The organism is Amycolatopsis sp. NBC_01286 (genome assembly GCF_035982555.1).
GTDB lineage: Bacteria > Actinomycetota > Actinomycetes > Mycobacteriales > Pseudonocardiaceae > Amycolatopsis.
Map to the genome: position 1 here is coordinate 1,133,826 of NZ_CP108428.1, position 23,033 is coordinate 1,156,858.

Annotated in this window: 19 protein-coding genes; 2 read left to right on the plus strand and 17 right to left on the minus strand. The window is 72.0% G+C overall.

Features of this window, described 5'->3' with window-relative positions:
- Positions 1-14 precede the first annotated feature (14 nt).
- The 11 genes from OG570_RS05285 to OG570_RS05335 form a co-directional block, all read right to left on the minus strand.
- A complete protein-coding gene (locus tag OG570_RS05285; RefSeq protein ID WP_326955806.1) occupies positions 15-983 on the minus strand; it encodes an N-acetylglucosamine kinase in 969 nt (322 codons plus the stop codon).
- A complete protein-coding gene (locus tag OG570_RS05290) occupies positions 980-2,245 on the minus strand; it encodes a 6-phospho-beta-glucosidase (RefSeq protein ID WP_326955807.1) in 1,266 nt (421 codons plus the stop codon). The genes OG570_RS05285 and OG570_RS05290 overlap by 4 nt, the downstream gene beginning before the upstream one ends.
- The gene (locus OG570_RS05295; protein ID WP_326946375.1) at positions 2,242-3,132 is read right to left on the minus strand and encodes a carbohydrate ABC transporter permease; all 891 of its coding nucleotides are present in this window, start codon (positions 3,130-3,132) and stop codon (positions 2,242-2,244) included. Before OG570_RS05295 ends, OG570_RS05290 begins: the two co-directional genes overlap by 4 nt.
- The gene (locus tag OG570_RS05300) at positions 3,129-4,121 is read right to left on the minus strand and encodes a carbohydrate ABC transporter permease (RefSeq protein ID WP_326955808.1); all 993 of its coding nucleotides are present in this window, start codon (positions 4,119-4,121) and stop codon (positions 3,129-3,131) included. The genes OG570_RS05295 and OG570_RS05300 overlap by 4 nt, the downstream gene beginning before the upstream one ends.
- Positions 4,118-5,479 (minus strand): extracellular solute-binding protein, encoded by a 1,362-nt coding sequence (locus tag OG570_RS05305; RefSeq protein ID WP_326946373.1) that lies wholly within the window; start codon positions 5,477-5,479, stop codon positions 4,118-4,120. The genes OG570_RS05300 and OG570_RS05305 overlap by 4 nt, the downstream gene beginning before the upstream one ends.
- Positions 5,480-5,502: 23 nt before the next feature.
- Positions 5,503-6,738, minus strand: a complete 1,236-nt coding sequence (locus tag OG570_RS05310; protein WP_326951776.1) for an ROK family transcriptional regulator — start codon at positions 6,736-6,738, stop codon at positions 5,503-5,505.
- Between the two features lie 363 nt (positions 6,739-7,101).
- The gene (gene nudC / locus OG570_RS05315) at positions 7,102-8,121 is read right to left on the minus strand and encodes an NAD(+) diphosphatase (protein ID WP_326955809.1); all 1,020 of its coding nucleotides are present in this window, start codon (positions 8,119-8,121) and stop codon (positions 7,102-7,104) included.
- Positions 8,121-9,503 (minus strand): M16 family metallopeptidase, encoded by a 1,383-nt coding sequence (locus OG570_RS05320; protein WP_326946370.1) that lies wholly within the window; start codon positions 9,501-9,503, stop codon positions 8,121-8,123. Before OG570_RS05320 ends, nudC begins: the two co-directional genes overlap by 1 nt.
- Positions 9,500-10,792 carry a M16 family metallopeptidase gene (locus OG570_RS05325; RefSeq protein WP_326955810.1) on the minus strand — a complete coding sequence of 431 codons (1,293 nt, stop codon included), beginning with the start codon at positions 10,790-10,792 and terminating at the stop codon, positions 9,500-9,502. The genes OG570_RS05320 and OG570_RS05325 overlap by 4 nt, the downstream gene beginning before the upstream one ends.
- 63 nt (positions 10,793-10,855) lie before the next feature.
- Positions 10,856-12,427, minus strand: a complete 1,572-nt coding sequence (locus OG570_RS05330) for a DUF2207 family protein (RefSeq protein ID WP_326955811.1) — start codon at positions 12,425-12,427, stop codon at positions 10,856-10,858.
- Between the two features lie 2 nt (positions 12,428-12,429).
- Positions 12,430-14,175 carry a DUF2207 family protein gene (locus OG570_RS05335; protein WP_326955812.1) on the minus strand — a complete coding sequence of 582 codons (1,746 nt, stop codon included), beginning with the start codon at positions 14,173-14,175 and terminating at the stop codon, positions 12,430-12,432.
- A gap of 558 nt (positions 14,176-14,733) precedes the next feature.
- Between OG570_RS05335 and OG570_RS05340 the strand changes: the two genes are divergently transcribed.
- Positions 14,734-15,837, plus strand: coding sequence for a neutral zinc metallopeptidase (locus OG570_RS05340; RefSeq protein WP_326946366.1), 1,104 nt, complete (start codon positions 14,734-14,736; stop codon positions 15,835-15,837).
- A 117-nt stretch (positions 15,838-15,954) separates the two neighbouring features.
- Here the strand turns inward: OG570_RS05340 and OG570_RS05345 are convergent, their stop codons facing one another.
- The gene (locus OG570_RS05345; RefSeq protein WP_326955813.1) at positions 15,955-17,100 is read right to left on the minus strand and encodes an RDD family protein; all 1,146 of its coding nucleotides are present in this window, start codon (positions 17,098-17,100) and stop codon (positions 15,955-15,957) included.
- A 32-nt stretch (positions 17,101-17,132) separates the two neighbouring features.
- On the opposite strand from OG570_RS05345, the gene OG570_RS05350 reads away from it, so the two are divergent.
- Positions 17,133-18,140, plus strand: coding sequence for a stage II sporulation protein M (locus OG570_RS05350; RefSeq protein WP_326946365.1), 1,008 nt, complete (start codon positions 17,133-17,135; stop codon positions 18,138-18,140).
- Here OG570_RS05350 and OG570_RS05355 read toward each other — a convergent pair.
- The 5 genes from OG570_RS05355 to OG570_RS05375 all read right to left on the minus strand — a co-directional run bounded on the left by OG570_RS05355 (position 18,132) and on the right by OG570_RS05375 (position 23,029).
- Positions 18,132-18,911, minus strand: coding sequence for an RICIN domain-containing protein (locus OG570_RS05355; RefSeq protein WP_326955814.1), 780 nt, complete (start codon positions 18,909-18,911; stop codon positions 18,132-18,134). The genes OG570_RS05350 and OG570_RS05355 overlap by 9 nt on opposite strands.
- Positions 18,912-19,004: 93 nt before the next feature.
- The gene (locus OG570_RS05360; protein ID WP_326955815.1) at positions 19,005-20,297 is read right to left on the minus strand and encodes a DUF58 domain-containing protein; all 1,293 of its coding nucleotides are present in this window, start codon (positions 20,295-20,297) and stop codon (positions 19,005-19,007) included.
- 1 nt (position 20,298) lies between these two features.
- Positions 20,299-21,270: an AAA family ATPase gene (locus OG570_RS05365; RefSeq protein ID WP_326946362.1), complete on the minus strand. Its 972-nt coding sequence runs from the start codon at positions 21,268-21,270 to the stop codon at positions 20,299-20,301.
- On the minus strand, positions 21,267-22,406 hold the full coding sequence (locus OG570_RS05370; protein WP_326955816.1) for a DUF4350 domain-containing protein: 1,140 nt from the start codon (positions 22,404-22,406) through the stop codon (positions 21,267-21,269). Before OG570_RS05370 ends, OG570_RS05365 begins: the two co-directional genes overlap by 4 nt.
- A complete protein-coding gene (locus OG570_RS05375; RefSeq protein WP_326955817.1) occupies positions 22,403-23,029 on the minus strand; it encodes a DUF4129 domain-containing protein in 627 nt (208 codons plus the stop codon). Before OG570_RS05375 ends, OG570_RS05370 begins: the two co-directional genes overlap by 4 nt.
- Positions 23,030-23,033: the final 4 nt, after the last annotated feature.

Genomic DNA, 23,033 nt, shown 5'->3' on the forward strand with positions numbered 1-23,033 from the left:
GGCCTGCCGGGGGTCTACGCGCGCTGGGTCGCGGCCTTCAGCGCAGCCTTCGCGGACGCCGGCGCGTCCAGGGTGTCCAGCCCGAACAGGGCCGCCCCCACCACGGGGTTGACGTCCACCACGCGGACCACCGCGCGCGGCGCCACCTTCAGGCACCGCCGCTCGATCTCCGCGATCACCGGGGTGCCGATGCCCGTCAGGACACCGCCGCCGAGGACGATCTCCGGGGCTTCCTCCGTCAGGTCCAGCTTCCGGAGGATCACCGCGGCGAACACGCTGACCTCCTCGACGAACCTCGTCACGATGTCCGCCGCCACCTCGTCGCCCGCCGCGGCCACCTCGAACAACAGCGGGCAGAGCCCGTGGATCGAGGCGGCCGGGATCTCTTCGAAGTGCAAGCCCTGGACGACGTCGAACAGCGTCTCCCGGCCGAAGAAGCCGGCGACGGCCTCGCGAAGCGACGTGCGCGGGCCGCGGCCGTCCTCGGCGCGGACCGCCCACCACAGGGCCTCCTCGCCGAGCCGGTAGCCGCCGCCCCAGTCGCCGGAGATCTTGCCCAGCGCGGGAAAGCGGTGCACGCGCCCGTCCGGGCCGACGCCGGCGCCGTTGATCCCGGCACCGCACACCACGGCCACGCCGATCCCCGCGCTGCCCGCCCGGAGCAGCGCGAGGGTGTCGTTGCCGACGGTCAGCGTGTCGCTCCACCCACGGGCCGCCAGCGCCGCGTGCAGCGCCTCCTCCTCGCGCGGGAAGTCGAGCCCGGCCAGGTACGCCGACGTGTGCACCGCGAACGGCTTCTCCCCGTGATCCGGGAAAGCCTCCAGCACCAGGTCTTCCAGCGCCGCGACGCAGGCCGCGACACCGACGTTCTGCGGAGAAGCACCGGGACCGCGCGACTTTCCCAGCACGACGCCTTCGTGGGACACCACGAGGACCTCGGTTTTGCTGTTGCCGCCGTCGATCGCGATGACAGCTGGCTTCATCCGCGGGCCCAGGGCAGGTACTCACGGTTGATCTGCACCAGCGAATCGGCGAGCGTGTCGGCCTTCGTGTACTGCCCGACCAGCGGGTGCGCGAGCAGCGCGTCGGCCACGCGGTCGCGGCCGCCCTTGACCGCCGCTTCCAGCGCGAGGAACTCGTACGCCGTCGTCGCCGCGATGAGCCCGGAGAACTGCGGCTCCACCGGCGTCTGCGCGATCGGCGTGGCGCCGGAAGAGTCCACAGTGGACCGAACCTCGATGACGGCGTCGTCCGGCAGGAAGCCGAACGTGCCGTCGTTGCGGACGTTCACCACGTGCTCCTCGGCCGGGCCGTCCGCGGTCAGCGCGTGCACCAGCTGCACCGCGGCCTCGGAGTAGTACGCCCCGCCGCGCTTCTCCAGCGACTCCGGCTTCGTGTTCTCCTCCGGGTCGAGGTAGATCTTCAGCAGCTCTTCCTCGACGTCGCTGACGACGTCCGCCCGCGGCCGCTCGGTGCGCTGCTTGGTGACCTGCTCGTCGTGCGCGTAGAAGTACTTCAGGTAGTACGACGGCACGACGTTCATCCGCCGCAGCCACTTCTCCGGCACACTGACCTCATTGGACAGGTAGTCCAGGTGCTGCTCCAGCAGTTCCGGCAGCCGGTCGACGCCGTCGACGAGCGCGCCGCGCTCCCAGCTCAGGTGGTTCAGTCCGGTGTGGACGAGCTTGACGTCGTCCGCGCCGACGCCGAGCAGCTTCCCGAACTGCCGCTGCAGGTTGATCGCGACGTTGCACAGCCCGACCGCACGGTGGCCCTCGTTGAGCAGGGCACGCGTGACGATGCCGACCGGGTTCGTGAAGTTGACGATCCACGTGTCGTCGCCGGCGATCTTGCGGACGCGCTCGGCGATGTCGAGCACCACCGGCACCGTGCGCAACGCCTTCGCGAGCCCGCCCGCACCGGTCGTCTCCTGGCCGACGCAGCCGCACGCGTGCGGGAACGTCTCGTCGGAGCGCCGCGCCCGCTGACCGCCGACACGCAGCTGGATCAGCACGGCCGACGCGCCGTCGACGCCCTCTTCGAGCGACTGCGTCGTCCGGACCTGCGCGGGGTGGCCGGCGTGCGAGAGCAGCCGCTGACTGAACCCGCCGACGGCCTCGACGCGGTAGGCGTCCGGGTCGACCAGCACGATCTCGTCGACGTCCAAAGTGGACCGGCGACCGGCGATCCCGTCGATCAGCTCCGGCGTGTAGGTGGACCCGCCACCGACGACTGCCAGCTTCATCCCTTGACTCCCGTGAATGTGATGCCCTTGACGAACGACTTCTGCGCGAAGATGAACAGGATGATCACCGGCGCCATGATCAGCGCCGTCGCCGCCATCGTCATGTTCCACTCGACGTGGTGCATGCCGCGGAAGGACGCGATCGCCAGCGACAGCGGCCAGTGGTCCTGGTCCTCGCCCGTGTAGAGCAGCGGTCCGAAGTAGTCGTTCCAGGTGAACAGGAAGCAGAACATCGCGGTGGCCGCGATTCCGGGCTTCGCCATCGGGATCAATACCCGGTACATCGCCTGGAACTCGTTGCAGCCGTCGATCTTCGCCGCTTCGAGGTAGTCCTTCGGAATGGTGAGGAAGAACTGCCGGAGCAGGAAGATCGAGAACGCGTCGAAGAAGAAGTACGGCGTGATCAGCGGTACGAGCGTGCCGGTGAGCCCGAGCCGCACCCACAGGTCGTACAGCGGGACGACGGTGACCTGCGGCGGCAGCATCATCGCGGCCACCGTGAGCATGAAGAACAGGTTCTGCCCGCGCCACCGCAGTTTCGCCAGCGCGTACGCCGCCGGGATCGCCGAGAGCAGCGCGCCGATCGTCGCCAGCCCCGAGTACAGCAGGCTGTTGCCGAAGTACTCCAGCAGCGGCGCCTTCTGGAACACCGTCACGAAGTTCTCGAAGTGCCACACGCTCGGCCACAGGCTCGCCGTCATCGCCTGGTCGTCCGCCATCACCGCGGTGAGGAAGACGAACAGCAGCGGCAGCATGAAGATCACGCCGAGCGCGATCCCGGTCGCGTGCAACGCGATCCAGGACAGGCGCTTGTCCCAGCTCCGCTTGAACCGCACCTTCGGGTGCACACCCGCCGGCTTCTGCGGTGCTTCCGCCAACGCGGTCATGTCCCCTCCTCCTGGTGCTGGGACTTACGCAGCTGCCGCACCAGAATCCAGGTGAAGCCCGCCGAAACGATGAACAGCAGCACCGCCATCGCCGCCGCGTAACCCATGTTGAAGTAGCGGAAACCCTGGACGTACAGCCAGATCGGGTACGTCAGCGTCGAGTTTTCGGGCGCGCCGATGAGTTTCGAGTTGCCGGCGACGTCGGCCGTGCCCGCCGAAGCGGACGCCGCGACGATCGCCTGCGTGAAGAACTGCAGCGCGTAGATGATCGAGTTGACCACGCCGAACAGCAGCACCGGCGAGATCGACGGCAGCGTGACGTGCCAGAACTTGCGGACCGAGCCGGCGCCGTCGAGTTCGGCGGCCTCGTACTGCTCGGTCGGGACGTCGAGCAGCGCGGCCAGGATGATGATCATCAGCTCGCCGGAGCCCCACAGCGCGAGCAGCGTCAGCGCGGGCTTCGACATGGCCGGGCTGTTGAACCACAGGCCGCCGTCGATGCCGATGAGCCGCAGGAACCGGTTCACCGGGCCGAACTCGGGGTTGAACACGAAGACGAACGCGAGCGTCGCCGCCGCGGGCGGGGCCAGCGTCGGCAGGTAGCAGAGCGTCCGCACCAGGCCGACGCCCGACTTCAGCCGGGAGATCACCGACGCGATGCCGAGGGAGAACAGCACCCGGCACGTCGTCAGGATGACCACCAGCCACAGCGTGTTGTACGCCGCGACGCCGACGAGCGGCTCGGTGGTGAACATCCGGACGTAGTTGTCGAACCCGATGAACTGCGGCGGGTTGATCAGGTCGTACTTGGTGAAGGAGTAGTAGACCGTGGCGATCAGCGGGTAGCCGAAGAAGACCAGGAACCCGACGAGCGCCGGGGCCATGAAGAACAGCGCGGTCCGGCGGCGCTTGGCCCGGCGGGCCCCCGCCCGCGCCTTTGCAGGCGCGGACGGGGAACCCGGGGCTTTCTCCGCGAGGGTGGAGGTCATCCGCCCGCGCCCTTCTGCTTCAGTTCGTCGTCGATCTGCGCGTCCACCTTCTTCAGGCCTTCGGTCAGATCGGGGATCGAGCCGGCCTGCCACTTCTCGGCGAAGTCGTTGACCGCCTTGAGGTGCGCGTCACCGATCGGGGTGGTCTGGTTCGACACGAGCTTGCCGCTGTCGTACATGTCGAGGAACGTCTTGAACTGCGGCTGCAGATCGAGGCGCGGCGACGTCAGCGAGGCCTTCGTGCTGGGCACGTTCTTCAGGCCGTTGGCCATGTCCACCAGGGTGTCGGTGTCCAGGGTGGCCTGCTTGATCAGCTCCCACGCGGCACCGGGGTTCTTGGCGCCCTTGGGGATCGCGATGATCGTGCCGGTGGTGAAGGCGCTGCCGTACTTGTCGGCCATGCTGGTGAGCACCGGCGCGGGGGCGGTGGCGTAGTTCAGCGTCGGGGCCTGGTCCTTGATGAACGCGGTGCGGAACTCACCGTCGTAGATCATCGCCAGCTTGCCCTTCTGGAAGCCGTTGTCGGCGGAGTACTCGTCACCGAGACCGGCCTTGAACTTCTCGACCTTGTCGTGGCCGCCGAGCGCGTCGATCAGCTTCTGCTGGAACTCGAACATCGCCTTCCAGCCCGGGTTGCTGGCGAGGTCCGATTTGCCGTCCGGGCCGATGAACGGCGCGCCGAAGTTCGGCGCCCAGTACTGGGCCTGGTTGCCGTAGAACGGCATCGACGGCAGGAAGCCGGCGACCTTGATCGAGCCGTCCGCGTTGTACTCGGTCAGCTTCTTGGCGTCTTCGAGCCACTCGTCGGTGGTCTTCGGCGGCGACGTGATGCCCTTCGCCGCGAACAGGTCCTTGTTGTAGTACAGGCCGTAGACGTCGGCGAGCATCGGCATCGCGCAGCGCTTGCCTTGGTACTCGGTGTAGTTGCGGACCGCCTCGGGGATCTGGTTGAGGTCGATCTTGTCGCGGTCGATGTAGGGCTTCAGGTCCTGGAAGCTGCCGTTGGAGCACCAGGCGCCGAGGTTGTCGGTGTAGAACGAGATCGCTACATCGGGCGGGTTGCCACCGCGGATCGACTGCGTGAGCTTGTCGTCGTCCTGGTTGCCCTCGTGCTTGATCTCGATGTTCGGGAACTTCGCCTTGAGCTTGTTCAGGCCCGCGGTGACGACGCCGTACTCGCGGTCGGTGAACTTGCTGTAGACGGTGATCGTGAGCTTGTCGTCCTTGCCGGGCGCTGCGGCCGCGTCACCGCCGCCACTGGGCGCGGCGGCGCCGGAACAGGCGCTGGTCAGCAGGACGGACGCCGCGGCCACGGCGATTAACGCTGCGCCGCGACGGGTCCGGTTGGTAGGGCGCATGGCCCTCCTCCTCATCGGTTGGGCTACTCGGTTGGGGACGGGGCGGGACGGGTGTTCGGGACCGCCGCTTTACCGGGCGAGGGTCCGACCGCGGGTCGGCGCGACCCGAGGAGCGTGGGGGTGACGACGCCGAAGACGTCCTCACGGGTTTTGGCGAGCGCGGACTGCAGCGCGCCCGCGCGGACGGCGTTGCCCTGCACCGACGCGCAGCCGACCGGCGTGCGCGGCAGGACGAGGTCGTGCAGCCGTTGCTGGACGAGCCCGGCGAAGTTCTCGCCGCCGGCGCGGCTGGTGTCGCCGCAGAGCAGCACGAGCTGCGGGTCGGCGACGGCGACGAGGTTCGCGATGCCGCCGGCGACGCGCCGCGCGAGGTCGTCGAGGAAGGGGTGGGCTTCGCCGGCCTGCTCGACGGCGTCCCAGGCGGTCGCGGCGGTGATGCCGTGCGCCGCGGCCAGCCGGCAGATGGCGGGCGAGTCGACGAGGTTGCCGAACCGGGCGCCGGCCTCGGGCCAGACGTCGCCGGTGTCGACGGTCGCCGGGTCGGGCACGCGCATCCAGTCGATCTCGCCGCCGCCGCCGGTGGCGCCGCGCAGCAGCCGCCGGCCGATGACGACCGCGCCGCCGACGCCTTCGGACAGCCACACCATGACGAAGTCGTCGACGTCCTGGGCCTTCCCGGCGCTCATCTCCTCGACGGCGACGAGGTTGACGTCGTTCTCGATCAGGACGTCGACGCCGAGTTCGTCGCTGAGCTTCTGCGGGACGTCGAAGCCGAGCCAGCCGGGGATGTGCGGGGCGGAGGAGAGCAGGCCGGTGCGCGGGTCGAAGGCGCCCTGCGCGCCGATGACGACGTGAGCGAGCTCCTCGCGGGTGATCCCGGCCGCTTCGGCGACGTGGCTGAGGGCCTCGCCGAAGGTCCCGACGACGTCGGCGCCTTCGTGGACGGGCAGCGCGACCTGGTGCTCGGCGAGGATCGTCCCGGCGACGTCGGCGACGACGAAGTCCGCGACGTGCGGAGTGAGATCCACGGCGGCGACGCGGGCGAGACCGCCGTTGGCCGACCAGAGCTGAGCGCGCGGCCCGCGGCCGCCACCCCTGACGCCGGCCTTGATGACCAGGGTGTCCTGCTCGAGGCGGGTGAGCAGCTGCGCGGTGGCGGGCTTGGAGAGACCGATGGCCAGCTCGAGCTCGGCGCGCGTCAGCGGGCCCTCCCGCAGGAGGACCTCGATGGCGGCGCGATCGTTGATCTCGCGCAGCATCCGCGGGCTACCGGCTCGCACTGTCGTCGCTCCCGACTTAATTAGGATACTTTACAGACGGTTTCCGGGGACTGTAGTGAGCCGCGGCACAGCCGTCAACGGGCTCGGGAAACGGCCAGGTAACGCTTGAAGTCGCGCATGTGACACGGCGGATCCCACTAGCCCGGCCGCCGTTTCGCCTGGTGGGAGATTTGCGGTGGGGCGTTTGCGCCGGTCAGCGGGTCACCGGAAAGCGCCACACTGTGGCCTTGGTTGCGCGTGACGCACCGAAGGCGGCCTTGGGGCGCTCGGGGCCGAACGCGCTGAAGGCCACCACGAGAGACCTGGATGTCCTCGTGGTGGCCTTCAGCGAAGCCTACGGAGTTACTCCTCCGCGTCCGCCCAGGCCTTGAGCATGACCCGGGCTATGGACGAGTTGCCCGGCAGGAGGATCTCCGCCGCGCCGTCCGCTATCGGGGTCGGCTTGGCGCCTTCGTTTCGCAGTGAGCTGTTCTCGAACGCCGCGCGGACCTCCGCGCGTGATACCCACAGCGCTTCCTCGATCTCGCCGTCTGCCGGGACCAGCGGCAACGTGCGATCCGCGCGGGCCGTGAAGCCCAGCATGATCGAGCGTGGGAACGGCCATGGCTGGCTCCCGAGGTACCGGACGTCCGAGACCGACGCACCCACCTCTTCGCGGATCTCGCGCAGCACGCACGCCTCCAGCGACTCGCCCGCCTCGACGAAACCGGCCAGCACCGAATAGCGTCCGGCCGGCCAGATCGGCTGGCGGGCCAGCAGCACGTGGGATCCGTTCGTGCCCTCCAGCGAGTGGACCAGGCAGATCACCGCCGGGTCCGTGCGCGGGTACTCCTCGCGGCCGTCGTTCGTGCACTTGCTCGCCCAGCCGAACTGGATCAGCTCCGTGGGATTGCCGCAGCGGGTGCAGAACTTGGCCTGGCGACGCCAGTTGCGCAACGCCTGCGCCGTCGTGAACAAGCCGGCCGACGTGTCGTCCAGCAGGTCGCCGTAGCCACGCAGCTCGACCCAGATCTCGCCGTCGACGCGCGGGACCTCTTCGACGAAGCCCCAGCTCCCGGCCATCTTCACCGTGTCGGCTTCGCCCGTCGGGCCGCCCGGCAGGGACCAGTAGTCGGTGTCCTGCCACTCGCCGAGGAAGACCGCGTCCGACGGCGGTGCCGTGCCGAAGTCGACGGCCTTGCGGAACGCCAGCACCGACGAACCCTCGACGACCGGGGTGCGCCCGGTGTCGTCCAGGAGGACGACCCGGGCGTCGGCCCAGCGCGACACCAATCGCGAAGGGTTGGTGCGCAAGCCTTCCTGGCGGTCCACAGTGGACCGGGACAGGGTCGGCAGGGCACCGAGGGAGAACGGGACGGACATCAGGCCGGCTCGCCCACTACGACGTCGCCGAGCGCGAGGAGCTTGCGTTCGAGGACGCCCGCGTCGCCGACGACCACGCCGGTGAACCGCTTGGGCGCGAAGAACTTCAGCGCCGCGTCGGCCACCTCTTCGGCGGTCACGGCGGCGACCCGCGCCGGGTGCTCGTTGAGCCACTCCAGGCCCAGCCCGGTCGAGGCCAGCGCCAGCACCTGGCCGGCCAGGCCGGACTGCGACGACGTCGACGTCAGCAGCGAGCCGATCGCGTACTGCCGCACCGACTCCAGCTCGTCGCCCGCCGGCGGGACCTGGCCGAGACGGCCCAGCTCGTAGCGGGTCTCCAGCAGCGCCGGCGCCGTCGCGTCGGTCGCGGTGTCGGCGTCGACGTTGACCACCGCGGTGCCGTCGGTGAACTCGAAACCGGAGTGCGCGGAGTAGGTGTACCCCTTGTTCTCACGGATGTTCTCGACCAGCCGCGACGAGAAGTACCCGCCGTAGGCCAGGTTCGCCAGCTGCAGCGCGGCGTACCCCGGGTCCGTGCGCGGCACGGTCTGCGCGGACAGCCGGATCTGCGACTGGACGGCGCCGGCGCGCGGCACCAGCAGCACGCTCGGGCCGGTCAGGTCCGGCAACGCCGGCAGCCGCACGGCCGAGCGGTCCGACGCCCAGGCGCCGAGCACCTTCTCCAGGTCGCCGATCACCGCGGTGGGGTCGATGTCGCCGACCAGCACCAGCACCGAACCGCGCGCCTGCACGGACGCCTGGTGCAGCGCGCGGACCTGCTCGGGCGTCACGACGGCGACGTCCTCGGCCTGGGGCACCTCACGGGTGGCCGGGTGGTCGCCGTAGCGGTGCTTCTGCAGCGCTTCGCGGGCGATCGTGCGCGGCTGGGTGCGGGAGACGGCGATCCGCTCGACCAGCCGCTCCTTCTCGCGGGCGATCTCCTCGTCGGCGTAGGTCGCGCCGGTGAGGACGTCGCCGAGCACGTCGAGGAACGTCGGCAGCTTGTCGGCGAGCGCGGAACCGGTCAGCACCAGGCGTTCCGGGTCGACGCCGCAGCCGATGTCGCCGCCGATCAGCGCCAGCTCGGCGTCGATCTCGATGCGGTTGCGGCGCGCGGTGCCGGTGAGGATGGTCTCGGCGAGCACCTCCGCGATCGCCGGGTGCAGCTTGTCGTCACCCGCGAACGGGATCCACAGCCGGGCCTCGACCATCGGCACGGTCGCCTTGCGCACGGCCACCACGCGCAGGCCGTTGGCCAGCGTGGTGTCCACATGGGACAGGTCGGCGGCGGAACGCTGCTCGCCGAGCGGCGGCAGCGGACGCGGCCCCCGCTCGGTGCGGCCGATCTCCTCGGCGCTGCGGTGCGTTGCAGAAGAAGTCACTGCTCGTTGGTCCCTTCCGAAGCGGGCTTGACCACCAGGACGGCGCGCGCGTCGGGGCGCAGCGCCTTCGCCGCCGCCGAAACGGCTTCCGAGGTGACGGCGGACATCCGGTCCGCGAGCTGGTAGACCAGCGAGGCGTCGCCGTAGAGCAGTTCGAACGAGCCGAGCGCGAGGGTCCGGGACACCAGGCGGTCGTGCTCGGAGTGCAGGCTCGCGGTCCAGCGCGCGGTGACCTTGCGCAGTTCCTGCTCGTCCGGCGGGTTCTCGGCGATCTTCTCGAGCTCGTCGTCCAGCGCCGCGAGCACGCGCTCGCGCGGCACCTCGTGCGGGTGGATCAGGGTGATGGTGAACGTGTCCGGGTCGCGGGCCTCGAACGGGCCGAACAGCCCGGCGCCGGCGCCGATGTCGACGACCAGGGGCTCCTTGTGCACCAGCCGCTGCTGCAGCCGGGAGCCGTCGCCGTCGGTCAGCACGCCGGCGAGCACGAGGTAGGCGAGGTAGCCGCCGACGTCGTTGATCGGGTCCGGCATCCGGTAGCCGACGGCGAGCGCGGGCAGCGGGGCGTGCGGGTCGATCGTCTCGCCCAGCAGTTCGCTGGTCGGCAGCGGCTCGGCGAACGACGGCCGCTGCGGCGCCGGCCGGTACGGGACGTCGCCGAAGTTCTTCTCGATCAGGTCCTTGGCGTCGGCGATCTCGAAGTCGCCCGCCACGGTGAGCACGGCGTTGGCCGGCGAGTAGTAGGTGTCGAAGAACGCGGCGCAGTCTTCGACCGTGGCGCTCTCGAGGTCTTCGAAGCCGCCGTAACCGTTGTGCGCGTTGGGGAACGTCGAGTACAGGACCGGCGGCAGGGTGATCCACGGGAACCCGCCGTACGGCCGGTTCAGCACGTTGAGCCGGATCTCCTCTTTCACGACGTCGATCTGGTTCGCCAGGTTCTCGGCGGTCAGCTTCGGCGCGCGCATCCGGTCGGCCTCGAGGAACAGCGCGCGTTCCAGCGCGGCGCTCGGCAGCACCTCGAAGTAGTCGGTGTAGTCCGGATGGGTGGAACCGTTGAAGGTGCCGCCGCTGGACTGGACGTGCCGGAAGTGGGCGAGTTTCTCCAGGCTCTCGGAGCCCTGGAACATCAGGTGCTCGAAGAGGTGCGCGAAACCGGTGCGCCCCTCCGGTTCGGAGCGGAAACCCACGTCGTAGTGCACGCTGACGCCGACCACCGGCGCGGTCGCGTCGGGTGCGAGGACCACGCGCAAACCGTTGTCTAGGGTGTATCGGACGAGCTCGGGATCGGCCATGGCCCCACCCTACGACGGCTCCCCCACTCTCCGCGTCCCGCCTCGTGAGTGGTAATTCGGGTTCTAACCCGAATTACCACTCACGAGGCCCTGGAGGCGACCACGATGGGCCGCCGCGAGCGCGCCTGCCAGGTTTATCGCGAAGGATCCGGCCTGGTCAGGGGTGATGTCGCCGTCGTGCCAGTAGACCGGCGGCGGGTGCTCGAGGCCGTCGAACGCGGCCACCCACGGCCCTAGTTCGCCCAGAGCGAGCGCGTACGGCAGGCCGCGTGAGAACACCAGTTCCCGTTGGGGTTTGCCGAGGTCCTTCACCTTCACGGAACCCAGTTTCGCGGCGACCCCGCGGAGCCGCCGTGCGACGTCGAGACCGGCTCGCCGGCGCGCGGGCAGCGCCGCCGAGACCACCGCGGCGGCCGCCCCGGCCAGCGCGAGGATGACGCCGAGCTGGGCGTACCCGGCGGTCAACGCGAGCAGGACGGTCAGGAACACGCCGTAGAAGACGACCCGGATCCCGGCGCGGCGGAGCCGGCCGGGCCGCGGCGCGAGCCAGCCGCGGCGGACGGCGTCGGCGTACAGCTCTCCCGGTGCGATGTCGACGTGGTCGCGCCGCAGTTCGGCAAGGGTCACCGAGTCCTCCGGCAGGACCGCCTCGAAGACCGCACGTTCGAAGGAGGTCAAGTGCTCGTCGGCCGGGTTGCGGCGGGTCAGCCGGGAGCCGTCACTCACCCAGAGGTAGTTGCGGACGGCCAGGTCGAGCACGGTCGCGGCCAGGTCAGCCGCGCCGGTGCGGCCGTGCAGCAGCAGGCCGACGTGGCCCGGCAGCACGCCTTCCGGTGACGCGAACTCGCCGTTCGCCGAGACCAGCTCGACCTTCGGCGGCTCCCCCGCACCGACGTCACGACGGCGCGCGAGCCAGACGAACGCGGCCGCGACCAGCAGCAGCGCGCCGAAGCCCGCCCAAGCCCAGCCGACCGGGGCGGTGAGGACGAACGCGCCCGCGAGGGTCTTGGCCGGAACCAGCTTCGCGTTCGCCGGGACGGTGCCCGCCGGCAGCTCGACGGTGGCCGTCATCCGCTGGCCCGCGAGGAGGTTCTGCTGGCTGAACCGGGTCAGCCCGGCGTGGTCGATCTGCGCGGCGCCGCAGGAGAAGTCCGAATCGGCCGGTCCGGCCAGGCAGTCGACCGCCGTCGGGATCCGGGGCGCCGCGAAGGACGCGCGGAGGAACTTCAGGTCGGTGCTCCAGCCGCCGGCCAGCTCCCAGGTGACGCGGTTCCCGTCGACCGCACCGTCCACTGTGTACCGGACGGTCGAGGTGCCTGCCGTCAGGTGGATCGTGAAGACGTCCTGGTCCACCGCGGCCGTGCCGCTGCCTTCGAGGACGACGTCGCGCACGCCGTAGACGCGGTCGCGGTCGTGCGGCGCCGGGACCCGCAGCGGGACCCGGCGGTCCATCGTGACGCCGTTGGGGACCGAAACCGCCTCGGCGACCGAAAGCGAGCCGTCACGCTCCACCTTGAGCTGGATCTCGGCGCTCTGCGGCAACGCGGGCGGCGGTGGCTGGTCCTGCGCCGTCGCGGGCCCGGCGACGGCCAGGAAGAGCGTCAGCACCGCCGCGGCGACGACCCGGCCGCGCACGGTCAGCGCGGCGACGTCGCGCGGCCGGACTCGGTGAGCAGTCCGTCGAGCGCGGTCAGGAACGACGGGAAGTGCGTGCCGAACCGGCGCAGGTCGCTGTCGGCCTCCATGCCGCCGTACCAGTAGAGGCCGGCCGTGCCGTCCGACGCCGGGTTGAGCGCGGCGAAGGCGCCCAGCCAGCGCTCGGTGTCGCCCAGCACCACCGCGTACGGCAGCGACCGGGAGAACACCATCTCGCGGTCGCCCGGCGGGATGTCCTCGGCCTTGGCGTGGTGCAGGTAGTGCAGCAGGCCGCGGACCTGGCCGACCAGCACCCGGCCGCGCGCGGTGCGCGAGGGCAGCAGCACGGCCGCGGCGGCGACGCCGAGCCCGGCGAGCGCGACCGCGACGCCGAGCAGCGCGTACCCGACGGTGAAGGTGAGGATCGCCGTGACGACCAGGCCCAGCGCGAAGATGCCGGCGCCGAGCCAGGTCAGGCGGCTGCGTGCGGTGTCGGGACGGCGGGAGAACCAGCGCTTGGTGACGACGTCGGCGTACATCGCGTCGCTGATCCGGCGCAGGTCGAGGCCGCCGCGGGCGCGCAGCTGCGACACGAGCACGGCGTCGGTGCCCGCCGGCAGGAGCGTTTCGTAGACCGCGCGCTCGAAGTCGTGCAGGTGCTCGTCCGGCGGGTTGCGGCGGGCGAGCTGCCAGTCGGGCCCCGGTACTTCCGCGAGCCACAGGTAGTTGCGGACGGCCAGGTCGACGACGGTGGCGCTGATGTCGACGACGTCGACGGTCTCGTCGATCACCGTGCCGACCTGCCCGGGCAGCACGCCGTCCGGGGAAGCGAAGTAGACGCGTTCGCCGTCGCGCAGCAGCACCTCGACCGGGCCGGTGGCGGCGGTGAGCGCGCCCGCGTCCTGCTTGCGGCGGCGCACCACGAAGACCGCGGCGACGACGAGCAGCACCAGGAGGACGGCGAAGGCGACGCCGGTCAGCGGCGTCAGGGCGAAGGCGTTGGCGAGCAGGCCGATGCCGGCGAACCTCGCGGTGGCCGGCGCGGTGTTCACGGGCAGGCCGACCAGCAGGTCGACGCGGTCGCCCGGCTGGACGTCGTTCTGCTCCAGGCGCACGACGCCGGTGTGGTCGAGCTCGCTGAGCGTGCAGCGCCGGCTGGAGCCGATCGGGCCGGCGAAACAGTCCACAGGGGACAGCTCCGGCGACGGCGCGATGAAGGACGCGGTGAGCTTGGCGACCGGGCCGTCGAAGCCGCTCGCGGCCTGCCAGCGCGCCTGCTGCCGGCCACCCTGGTCGGCGACGACGCCGTCGACCAGGTAGGTCACGCTTCCGCTGCCCCCGGCGAAGGTCAGGACGAGCTGGTCGCCGGTGAGCTGGCCGGTGGCCGCGCCCTCGGTCTTGACGTCGCGGACGGCGAAGACGCGGTCCTGGTCGTCACCGGCCGAAACCCGCAGCGGGACGCGGGAAACGAGCTGCTGCCCGCCGGGGACGGTGACCTTTTCGGTGACGGAGAGGGAGCCGTCGCGCAGGAGCTTGAGCGCGACGTCGGCGATGGCGCCGTCCGGGGCCTGGACACCCGGGACGTCACTGCCGAGCAGCTGCGGCTTCTTGACCTGCTCGCTCGGCTGCGCGGGCAGGGGCGGCCCCGCTGTCGGCCCAGTCGGCCCGGTCGGCCCGGCGGCGGCGGCCGCGGGCCCGGCGGCGGCGAGCACGCCCGCCGCGACGACGAGCCCCAGTTTCCTCAACACAGCACCACACCCTAGAGCACTGGATCTATGCTGACGGCCGGAACGGCGAGATCAGCGCAGGTACGCCGGTTCCGACGGGGTGAGTCCACGGGGGGTTCCACACAGATGTCCCAACCGCCGCAGGGTCCGCACGACCCGCGACGTCCGATGCCGCCGCCGGGCCGGCCGCCATTGCCGCCGCCGGGGGCCCGGCCGTTGCCGCCGCCCGGGAACCGGCCGCTGCCGCCGGGTCAGCCTGGTCAGGGTCAGCCGGGTCAGCCGGGGCGTGGTCCGCAGGGTCAGCCGGGTCAGGGACCCGCCGGATCGCCGCCGCAGAATCCGCATGCGCCTCGGAATCCGCAGTCACCCGGTGGTCCGCCGCCGGGTTCGCGTGGTCCGCAGGGGCCGCCGCAGCAACCCGGCCGTCCGCCGCAGAGTCCGCACGGGCCGCAGGGCACTCAGGGGTTGCCCGCGCCGGGACCGCCGTCCGGGGCTTACCCGCGTCCCGGGGGCTTCGGTGGGCCGCCGACCGGGCCGCAGTTCCGTCCGCCGCCCGCCGGGGCTCCGCTGCCGCCGCCCGTGACGGCGCCTGCTCCCGTCTTCACCCCCGGGTACGCCGGGCCGCCGCCCGCGATGGGGTTCGGGCCGCGGTTCGCGCCCGGGTACCGGCCCTACGTCGCGAAGAAGTCGAACACCGGCGTGATCGTGGCCGTGGCGATCATCGGGATCGTGGCCGTCGTCGGCGGGGTGATCGCGGCCGTCGCGCTGACCGGCGGGCACTCGCGGCACGTCGCCGACGCCGGCTACTCCAGCACCTACCCGACCGACACCTACTCCGAGACCACCAGCGACGAAACCACGTCCACGACGTCGTCCACCGACGAGACGACCACGCGTCAGACCCGCACGTCGGGGCGCGAAACGCCGACGTCACAGACCCCGGCCGGCCCCCACTCGGTCTCGGCCACCGGCACCAACCCGCTGTTCGGCAGCGCGAACTTCGGGCTGCAGAACGTCCCGTGCACGCTGAGCCGCTGGGCGACCGACCAGAACAGCGTCACGAAGTTCTTCCAGTCCGGCATCGCCTGCCTCGACGCGATGTGGTCGAAGGCCCTCGGCGGCGCGGACCTGCCGTTCGAGACGCCGAACCTGTCCGTGCCGCGGTCGCTCTCGGAGTCCTCGACGCCGTGCGGCAGCGGCGGCACGACCACCGGCGTGACGCCGTTCTACTGCCCGTCGAACAACACGATCTACATGCCGATGGACCGCATCGAGATCGAGACGTGGGGCAACCACCCCGGGCCGTACCTGTCGATCCTCGCCCACGAATACGGCCACCACGTGCAGAACATGGCCGGCATCTCCGACGCCTACGGCGAGCAGCGCTACGACGCGGGCGCGGACTCGGCCGTCGGCCTGGAGCTGTCCCGGCGGATGGAACTCGAGGCCCAGTGCTTCTCGGGGATGTTCCTGGGCTCGGCGTCGGTCTCGGGCGGCTCGGTCGACAAGAACATCTACAACGAGGCCTGGAACGCCCAGGACCGCGGCGACGACTACGCCCGCAACGGCAAACGCGACCACGGCAGCGCCAAGCACAACATCTCCTGGTGGCAGCACGGCGCGACGACCAACCGCAACCAGCAGTGCAACACCTGGACGGCCTCCGGGGGCGACGTCTCGTAGCTCAGCTCGGCGGCCTCGGTGGTAGTCGCGGCTGGGGTGAAAAGCCGTGAAGGCCTCCTTCACGGCTCTTATGGCCGGTAAGGAGGCCTTCACGGCTTTCCGGCGTGGGGCTGGGTCTCAGCTCGGCGGGGTGAACGGGTTCTCGGCGGGCGCCGCCGGGGTCCCGCGCGGCGGGGTCGGCTCGGAGGAGCCCGAGTACTCGGCGGCCTGGGCCGGGAAGGGCTGCGACGGCGCCTGCCCGGGGTGAGGCTGCCCCGGCGCGTTCGGCGGGCGGCCCCAGGCGGTCTCGTGGAACTGCGCGGTGGCCGAGTAGCCCGCCTGCATGAACGCCGGCTGATCCGGCGCCGGGAAGGGCTGCGATTGCGCCTGCCCCGGATAGGCCTGGGCCGCGTTCGCCGGCGCCGGGTAACCCTGCGCCAGTCCCGCGGACGCCTGCGCCGGGTAGCCCTGCCCCTGTGAGGCAAACGCTTGCACCTGCTGGGCCTGCGCCGCCGCGTACGCCTGGAAAGCACGGGCGTGGTCGCGGTTGCGGCGTTCCGCCAGCACCGCCGCGAGGAACGCCCACGGTGGCACCCCGGGCGGCACCGGCGTGCCCAGCGCGTTGCCGACCTGCTGCGCGAGCCCCCAGCCGAGCGCGTGCGAAGCCTCCGGGCGAAGCTCGTTGAACCGGGCGAGGAACTGGCGGCTCGCCAGCGCGAGGCCGTCGGGCAGCCGGGTCAGGTCGAGCTGGGACGCCCAGCCCGCGAGGCCCGGTGGCATGCCGATCGCCGGGTAGCCGGCGCTCTCCGGGACGCGTTCGCGCACCACGAGCGTCCCGGCCAGGAAGTCGCCGACGCGGCGGCCGTCGGTCGAGCACAGCGACACGATCACCGCGACCGCGCCGAACAGCCCGAGCGTCCAGAAGTCCACGACGAACCCGGCGAGCCCGCGGGTGAGGGCGTGCCGGAAGCGGATCGGGCCGCCGTCGACGCGCACCACGCGCAGGCCGACCGCCATCTTGCCCAGCGAGCGGCCCCGCGAGAGCGTCTCGAACAGCACCGGGTAGCCGACCATCACCAGCACCAGGAACACGAGGAAGAGGGTCAGCGCGAGCGAGCCGTCGCCGGCCGGGACGGCCAGCGTCATCACGAAGACCGCGCCGAGCAGCAGCGCGAACTGCACGACGACGTCGAGCGCCATCGCCAGGGCGCGGCTGGCGAGCTTGGCCACGTGCAGGTCAAGGACGACGGCTTCGCCGGTGACCAGCTCGGATTCCTCGTGCACCGGGCCAGCGTATCGACGGATAGGGTGACCGGGTGGATGTGGACGTCTTCGTCGCGGCGCACTCGGCGGAGTGGCACCGGCTCGGCGAGCTCAGCCGCCGCGGCGGGAAGCTCACCGGCGCGGAGGCCGACGAGCTGGTCACGCTCTACCAGCGCACGGCGACGCACCTCTCGATCGTCCGCTCGGTGGCCCCCGACCCGGCGCTGCTCGGACGGCTGTCCGGGCTGGTCGCGCGCGGCCGCAGCGCGATCTCGGGGTCGCACAACCCGGCGTGGCGCGAGGTCGCGCTGTTCTTCACGCGCCGCTTCCCGGCCGCCGTCTACCTGTCACGGCGCTGGTGGATCCCGGCCGCGCTGGCGTCGATCGCGGTGATGGTGGTGATCGCGGTGTGGGTTTCGGGCGACCCGCACGTGCGCGCGTCGATCGCGACGCCGGACGAGCTGAACCAGCTGACCAAGCCGGGCGGCGAAGCCGAGACCTACTACTCGACCGGCCCGGCGACGTCGTTCGCCGCGCGCGTCTGGACGAACAACGCCTGGGTGGCGGCGACCTGCCTGTTCCTCGGCGTCGCGCTGGGCCTGCCGGTGATCGGCGCGCTCTGGATGAACGCGCTCAACGCCGGCGTGATCATCGGCGCGATGAGCGCCGCGGGCCGCGCCGACGTGATGATCGGCCTGCTGCTGCCCCACGGCCTCCTGGAGCTGACGGCGGTGTTCATCGCGGCGGGCGCCGGGTTGCGGCTCGGCTGGACGGTGATCGACCCCGGACGCCGATCGCGCACCGCGGCGCTGGGCGAGCAGGGCCGGTCGGTCGTGGTGATGGCGCTCGGGCTGGCGTGCGTGCTGTTCGTGTCGGGCGTCATCGAGGCGTTCGTGACGCCGTCGGGCTGGCCGACGTGGGTCCGCGTCGGGATCGGCGTCGTGGTCGAGGTGGCGTTCCTGGTCTACGTCTTCACGCTCGGCCGTCGCGCCGCTCGTGAAGGCGAAGTCGGCGACCTCGAAGCGCGCGACATCGGCGACGCGCTGCCCGAGTCAGCATAAGCACGAGCCCTCGAAGGCGATGGACGATCCGTCGTCCAGCCCGGCGGTTCCGACGAACCGGGCCTCGAACTCGCCTTGCTCGGTCAACGTCAGTTTGGGGCTCGACGCCGAGCCGTCGGCGCCCGTCTTCGCCGTCGCCGTGTCACTGCCGCCTTCGAAGACCAGGAGGTTCTTCGGACGGGCCGCGCGGACGTAGAAGCTGACCGGGACGTCCGGCGCCGGCTGGCCGTTCTCGCCGATCACCCGGACGACGAACGGCGCGCCCGGGTCCTTCGTCGCGAGGCGCTGGCCGTTGCCGGACAGGATGGCGAGGGTGCGCCCGCCCGCGGCCCAGGTGTTCGGGATTCCGGTCAGGGAACAGACTTCCTGGTACAGCCGGGCGCCCGCGACGGCGCCTTCCGCGGTGAGGCAGCGCGCGGTGGCGACGTTCGTGATCTCGACGAGCCCCGGCAGCCCCGCGACGCGCCGCCAGGACTGGCGCTTGTCCTTGTCGTCACAGGCGGCGAGCGTCACCGCGACGCCGTCGACCGGGCTGGCCGCAGTGAGGCACTGTCCACTCGGGACACTCTTGAAGTGCTGGGACGTCTTGTCGTACGCCCACTTGGCGTTCGGGTCCTTGGCGTCGGCGAGCACGGGCTTGCCGCCGGCGGCCGCGAGCGAGAGCGTCCCCCCGCCGTCGGCCAGGTAGACGGGCGCGCCGTCGTCGGCCGACGCGGGCACGGGGATCGACACGGCGGCCAGGACCAGGCATCCCACGAAAAGTTTTCGCATCCTCCGGGCTTAACAGTCCGGCGAGCCAGGCACCACCGCAGCCACTCGTGAGTGGTAATGCGGGTTCTAACCCGCATTACCACTCACGACTCCCTAAAGCCGGCCCGCGGCCTTCAGGGCCAGGTACCGGTCCGCCAGGGCAGGCGGCAGCTCCTCCGGGACCGCGTCGACGACGCTGACCCCGTGGCGCGCCAAGCGTTCCGTCACGCGGCTGCGCTCCGCCATGGTCCGCGACGCCGCCGCCGCGTCGTACACGGCTTCCGCGTCACCGCGCCCCGCCAGCATCTCCGCGACCCGCGGGTCCGCGACCGACGCGATCACCAGCTCGTGCCGCGACGTCAGCGAGCTCAGCACCGGGAACAACCCCTCCTCCAGCGGCGCCGCGTCCAACCCCGTCAGCAGCACCACCAGCGCGCGACGCCGCGTGCGCCGCAGGATCTCGGCGACCATCCCGCGCGCGTCCGTCTCGATCAGCGACGGCTCCAGCGGCGCCATCGCGTTGACGAGCGACGTCAGCAACGCCGCACCCGAGGAACCCTGCACCGCCGCGCGCAGGCGGCGGTCGTAGGCCAGCAGGTCGACGCGGTCGCCGGCTTTCGCGGCGAGCACCGCCAGCAGCAGCGCCGCGTCCATCGCCGCGTCCAGGCGCGGGGCGTCGCCGACCCGGCCCGCCGAGACGCGGCCGGTGTCCAGCACCAGCACCACGTGCCGGTCGCGTTCCGGGCGCCAGGTCCGGACCATGACGTCCGCCGCGCGGGCCGTCGCCCGCCAGTCGATCGAGCGGACGTCGTCGCCGATCACGTACTCGCGCAGCGAGTCGAACTCCGTGCCCTGGCCGCGGATCAGCACCGCGTTGCGGCCGTCGAGCTGCTGCAGCCGCGCGAGCCGCGACGGCAGGTGCTTGCGGCTGTGGAACGGCGGCCGCACGCGGACCGTCCACGGCACCACGTGCGAACCCTGCCGCGCCGCCAGCCCCAGCGGGCCGACCGAGCGGACCGTCACGCGCGCCGCCGGCCGGTCACCGCGCCGCGACGGCCGCAGAGAAGTCACCAAAGCGCGTCGCTCCCCCGCCGGTACGCGCAGGACGTGCCGGTCGGCGGCACCCGCCGAAGGCGGCCACGCGTCGCGCAGCTGCCCGCGGACCGCGCGGCCACCGGGGTTCGCCACCACCAGCGTCACCTCGCACGGCTCCCCGAGCCGCACCGACGTGTCGCCGGAGCGCGCGAACGTCAGCGGCCGGACGCTCCCGGCCAGCACGAGATCCACCACGACGAGCACCAGCAGCACCCCGCCGACGGCCAGCAGGCCGGCCCGCGACGGCAGGAGCAGCCCGACCACCAGCGCGCCGAAGAGCGCCAGCAGCCCGAGCCTTCCGGTGACGGCCATGTCAGCGCGGCACGGGCACGGACGCGAGCACCCGGTCCAGCACGCCGTCCGCGGTGACGCCTTCAAGCTCGGCCTCGGGCCGGACGTCCAGGCGGTGCCGCAGCGCGGGCCGGGCCAGCGCCTTGACGTCGTCCGGGGTCGCGTAGTCGCGCCCGGCGAGCCACGCCCAGGCGCGCGTGACGGCCAGCAGCGCCGTGGCACCACGGGGAGAAACGCCGATCCGCACCGACGGCAGCTGCCGCGTCGCCCGGCAGAGGTCGACGACGTAGCCGATCACCTCGGGGCCGATGGTGACCTTCGAAACGGCTTCGCGGGCGGTGGCGAGTTCCGCCGCCCCCGCGACCGGCTTGAGGCCCGCCGCCGCGAGGTTGCGCGGGTCGAAGCCCTGCGCGTGCCGCCAGAGGATGCCGATCTCGTCCTCGCGCGACGGCGTCGGCATGGTCAGCTTCAGCAGGAACCGGTCCAGCTGCGCCTCCGGCAGCGGGTAGGTGCCCTCGTACTCCACCGGGTTCTGGGTGGCGATCACGATGAACGGGTCGGGCAGCGGCCGCGACTCGCCGTCGAGGGAGACCTGCCGCTCCTCCATCGCCTCCAGCAGCGACGACTGCGTCTTCGGCGGCGTCCGGTTGATCTCGTCGGCGAGCAGCAGGTTCGTGAACACCGGGCCCTCGCGGAAGGAGAACTCGCCGCTGTGCGCGTCGTAGACGATCGAGCCGGTGACGTCACCGGGCATCAGGTCCGGCGTGAACTGCACCCGCTTGGTCTCCAGGTCCAGCGCCGCCGCGAGCGCCCGCACCAGCAGCGTCTTCGCGACGCCGGGGACGCCTTCGAGCAGCACGTGCCCCCGGCAGAGCAGGGCCAGGATCAGCCCGGTGACGGCGGCGTCGTTGCCGACGACGGCCTTCGCGACCTCCGCGCGCAGCGCGATCAGCGCGTCGCGGGCCCCGGTCGTCCCTTCGGTACCGCTGCTCAAGTTCGCTCCACCTCTCGTTCCACCCTGTCCAGTTCGCCGGCCAGCCGCACCAGCGCGGGATCGCCGGTCACCGGCGGCCCGTACAGCACGGCGCCGACGTCGTTCGCGGGCCGGCCTGCCCGCTCGCTCACCGACGTCACCAACGCCGTCGCGTCGGCGTCGCGGGGCAGGCCCAGCGTGGTCCGCAGCCGGGACCGCGCCGCCTCGCGCAGGGTCTCGCCGGCGTGGTCCGCCGCCTTCGCGCGCCGGTACAGCCGGGCGCGGCCCTCCGCCGTTTCGGCCGCGCGGACGACGACGGGCAGGGGCTCGGTGACGACCGGGCCGAGCCGCCGGGCCCGCCACAGCGCCAGCAGCGCGACCGCGATGCCCACCTGCGCGGCGCCGAAGTACCAGCCGTCCGGGATCAGCTCGAAGATCGACTTCCGCGAGTCGTCCAGCGCCGGGTCGGTCGCCGACGGCAGGTACCAGACCAGCTTCGGGTGCTGCCCGAGCAGGCGCAGGCTCAACGCCGCGTTGCCCTCGTCGGCGAGCCGGCCGTTGGTCAGCGGCGCCGACGTGCCGAGCAGCGTCGTCGTGCCGCCGGCGTCGGCGAGCTGCAGCAGCGTGCCGCCGCCGTCCTCGCCGGGGTAGCACGAGCGCGCACCCGGTGCGGCGTAACCGATCCCGCCGAGCGTGGCGTCGCCGGCCGCGACCGCGGCGGCGACCGTGCACTGCGGGCTCAGCGTGCCGACGTCGTTCTGGCCGACCGGCCGGACCAGCGGCAGGGAGTCCTTGAGCGTCGGCGCTCCCGGCGTCACGAGGACGACGTCGGCGGCGCGCCGCCGGGCCGCGTCGAAGCGCTTCGCCGGCACCAGGTCCGGCTGGGTGACCAGCAACGTCGTGTTCTCGCCGAGGGCGTCGTCCGCCTCGTCGATCGTGTGCGCGATCCGGACGTCGACGCCTTGGCCGGCCAGCAGCTTCGCCAGCGCGTGCGCGCCGCCGGGTTCGTAGGAACCGGGTTCGAGCGCGCCGTGCGTCTGCTCGCCGCGACCGAGCAGCAGCAGCGCGCCGGCGGCGACCACCAGCGCGAGCAGGGCGAGCGGAATGCGGGAACCGCGCCAGATCCGGCGCGCGTCCGGCGAAACGGAGGTGCTCACGAGGCCGCCATCACCACCGGCCGTTCCCGGCGGCAGCGCTCATCCAGCTCGGTCAGCGTGCGGTACGCGGTTTCGGTGCCTTCACGGCCGCCGTAGTGCACGTCGTCGAACAGCCGCGCGCCGTGCCGCAGCTCGGTCGCGACGTTCGGCAGCAGCACCCCGGCCTCCGCGGCGGCCTCGTCGGCCGTCCGGCCGGAGCGGGCGTCCAGCAGCGCGCGTTCCTCCAGGGCCCGTACGAGGGCCCGGAAGCGGTCGCGGACGGCGTCGTCGTAGCGACCGGCGGCCGCGGCCTCGGCGGCGGAGCGGCGGTAGTCGTCGGCGCTCTGCCGCTTCCCGTCGAAGACCAGCCGGTCCGCCCGGGCCGCGCGGGCGATCTTGCCGGTGCGCAACCGGATCACGACGACGAGCACGATCAGCAGCACCAGGATCAGGACCAGGCCGAAGATCCCGCCCGGGACGACCGAAGACAGGCCGTTCAGCAGCTTCTCCAGCTGCTCGCCGAGCCACTGCGCGACCTGCTGCAGCACACTCGGGCGCGCCTGCTGGTACTTCGGGTCGCTCAGCTCCTCCTGCGCGGCGCGGCGCGCGGTGTCCCGGTCGATGTCGACCGGGACGTCGGTCACCCAG

Excerpts from the sequence above, each read along its gene's own strand:
- OG570_RS05360 (WP_326955815.1), bottom strand. The coding sequence starts at position 20,297 with ATGGCCGTCACCGGAAGGCTCGGGCTGCTGGCGCTCTTCGGCGCGCTG.
- OG570_RS05300 (WP_326955808.1), bottom strand. The coding sequence starts at position 4,121 with ATGACCTCCACCCTCGCGGAGAAAGCCCCGGGTTCCCCGTCCGCGCCT.
- nudC (WP_326955809.1), bottom strand. The coding sequence starts at position 8,121 with ATGTCCGTCCCGTTCTCCCTCGGTGCCCTGCCGACCCTGTCCCGGTCC.
- OG570_RS05290 (WP_326955807.1), bottom strand. The coding sequence starts at position 2,245 with ATGAAGCTGGCAGTCGTCGGTGGCGGGTCCACCTACACGCCGGAGCTG.
- OG570_RS05310 (WP_326951776.1), bottom strand. The coding sequence starts at position 6,738 with ATGCTGCGCGAGATCAACGATCGCGCCGCCATCGAGGTCCTCCTGCGG.
- OG570_RS05295 (WP_326946375.1), bottom strand. The coding sequence starts at position 3,132 with ATGACCGCGTTGGCGGAAGCACCGCAGAAGCCGGCGGGTGTGCACCCG.
- OG570_RS05305 (WP_326946373.1), bottom strand. The coding sequence starts at position 5,479 with ATGCGCCCTACCAACCGGACCCGTCGCGGCGCAGCGTTAATCGCCGTG.
- OG570_RS05355 (WP_326955814.1), bottom strand. The coding sequence starts at position 18,911 with ATGCGAAAACTTTTCGTGGGATGCCTGGTCCTGGCCGCCGTGTCGATC.
- OG570_RS05325 (WP_326955810.1), bottom strand. The coding sequence starts at position 10,792 with ATGGCCGATCCCGAGCTCGTCCGATACACCCTAGACAACGGTTTGCGC.
- OG570_RS05285 (WP_326955806.1), bottom strand. The coding sequence starts at position 983 with ATGAAGCCAGCTGTCATCGCGATCGACGGCGGCAACAGCAAAACCGAG.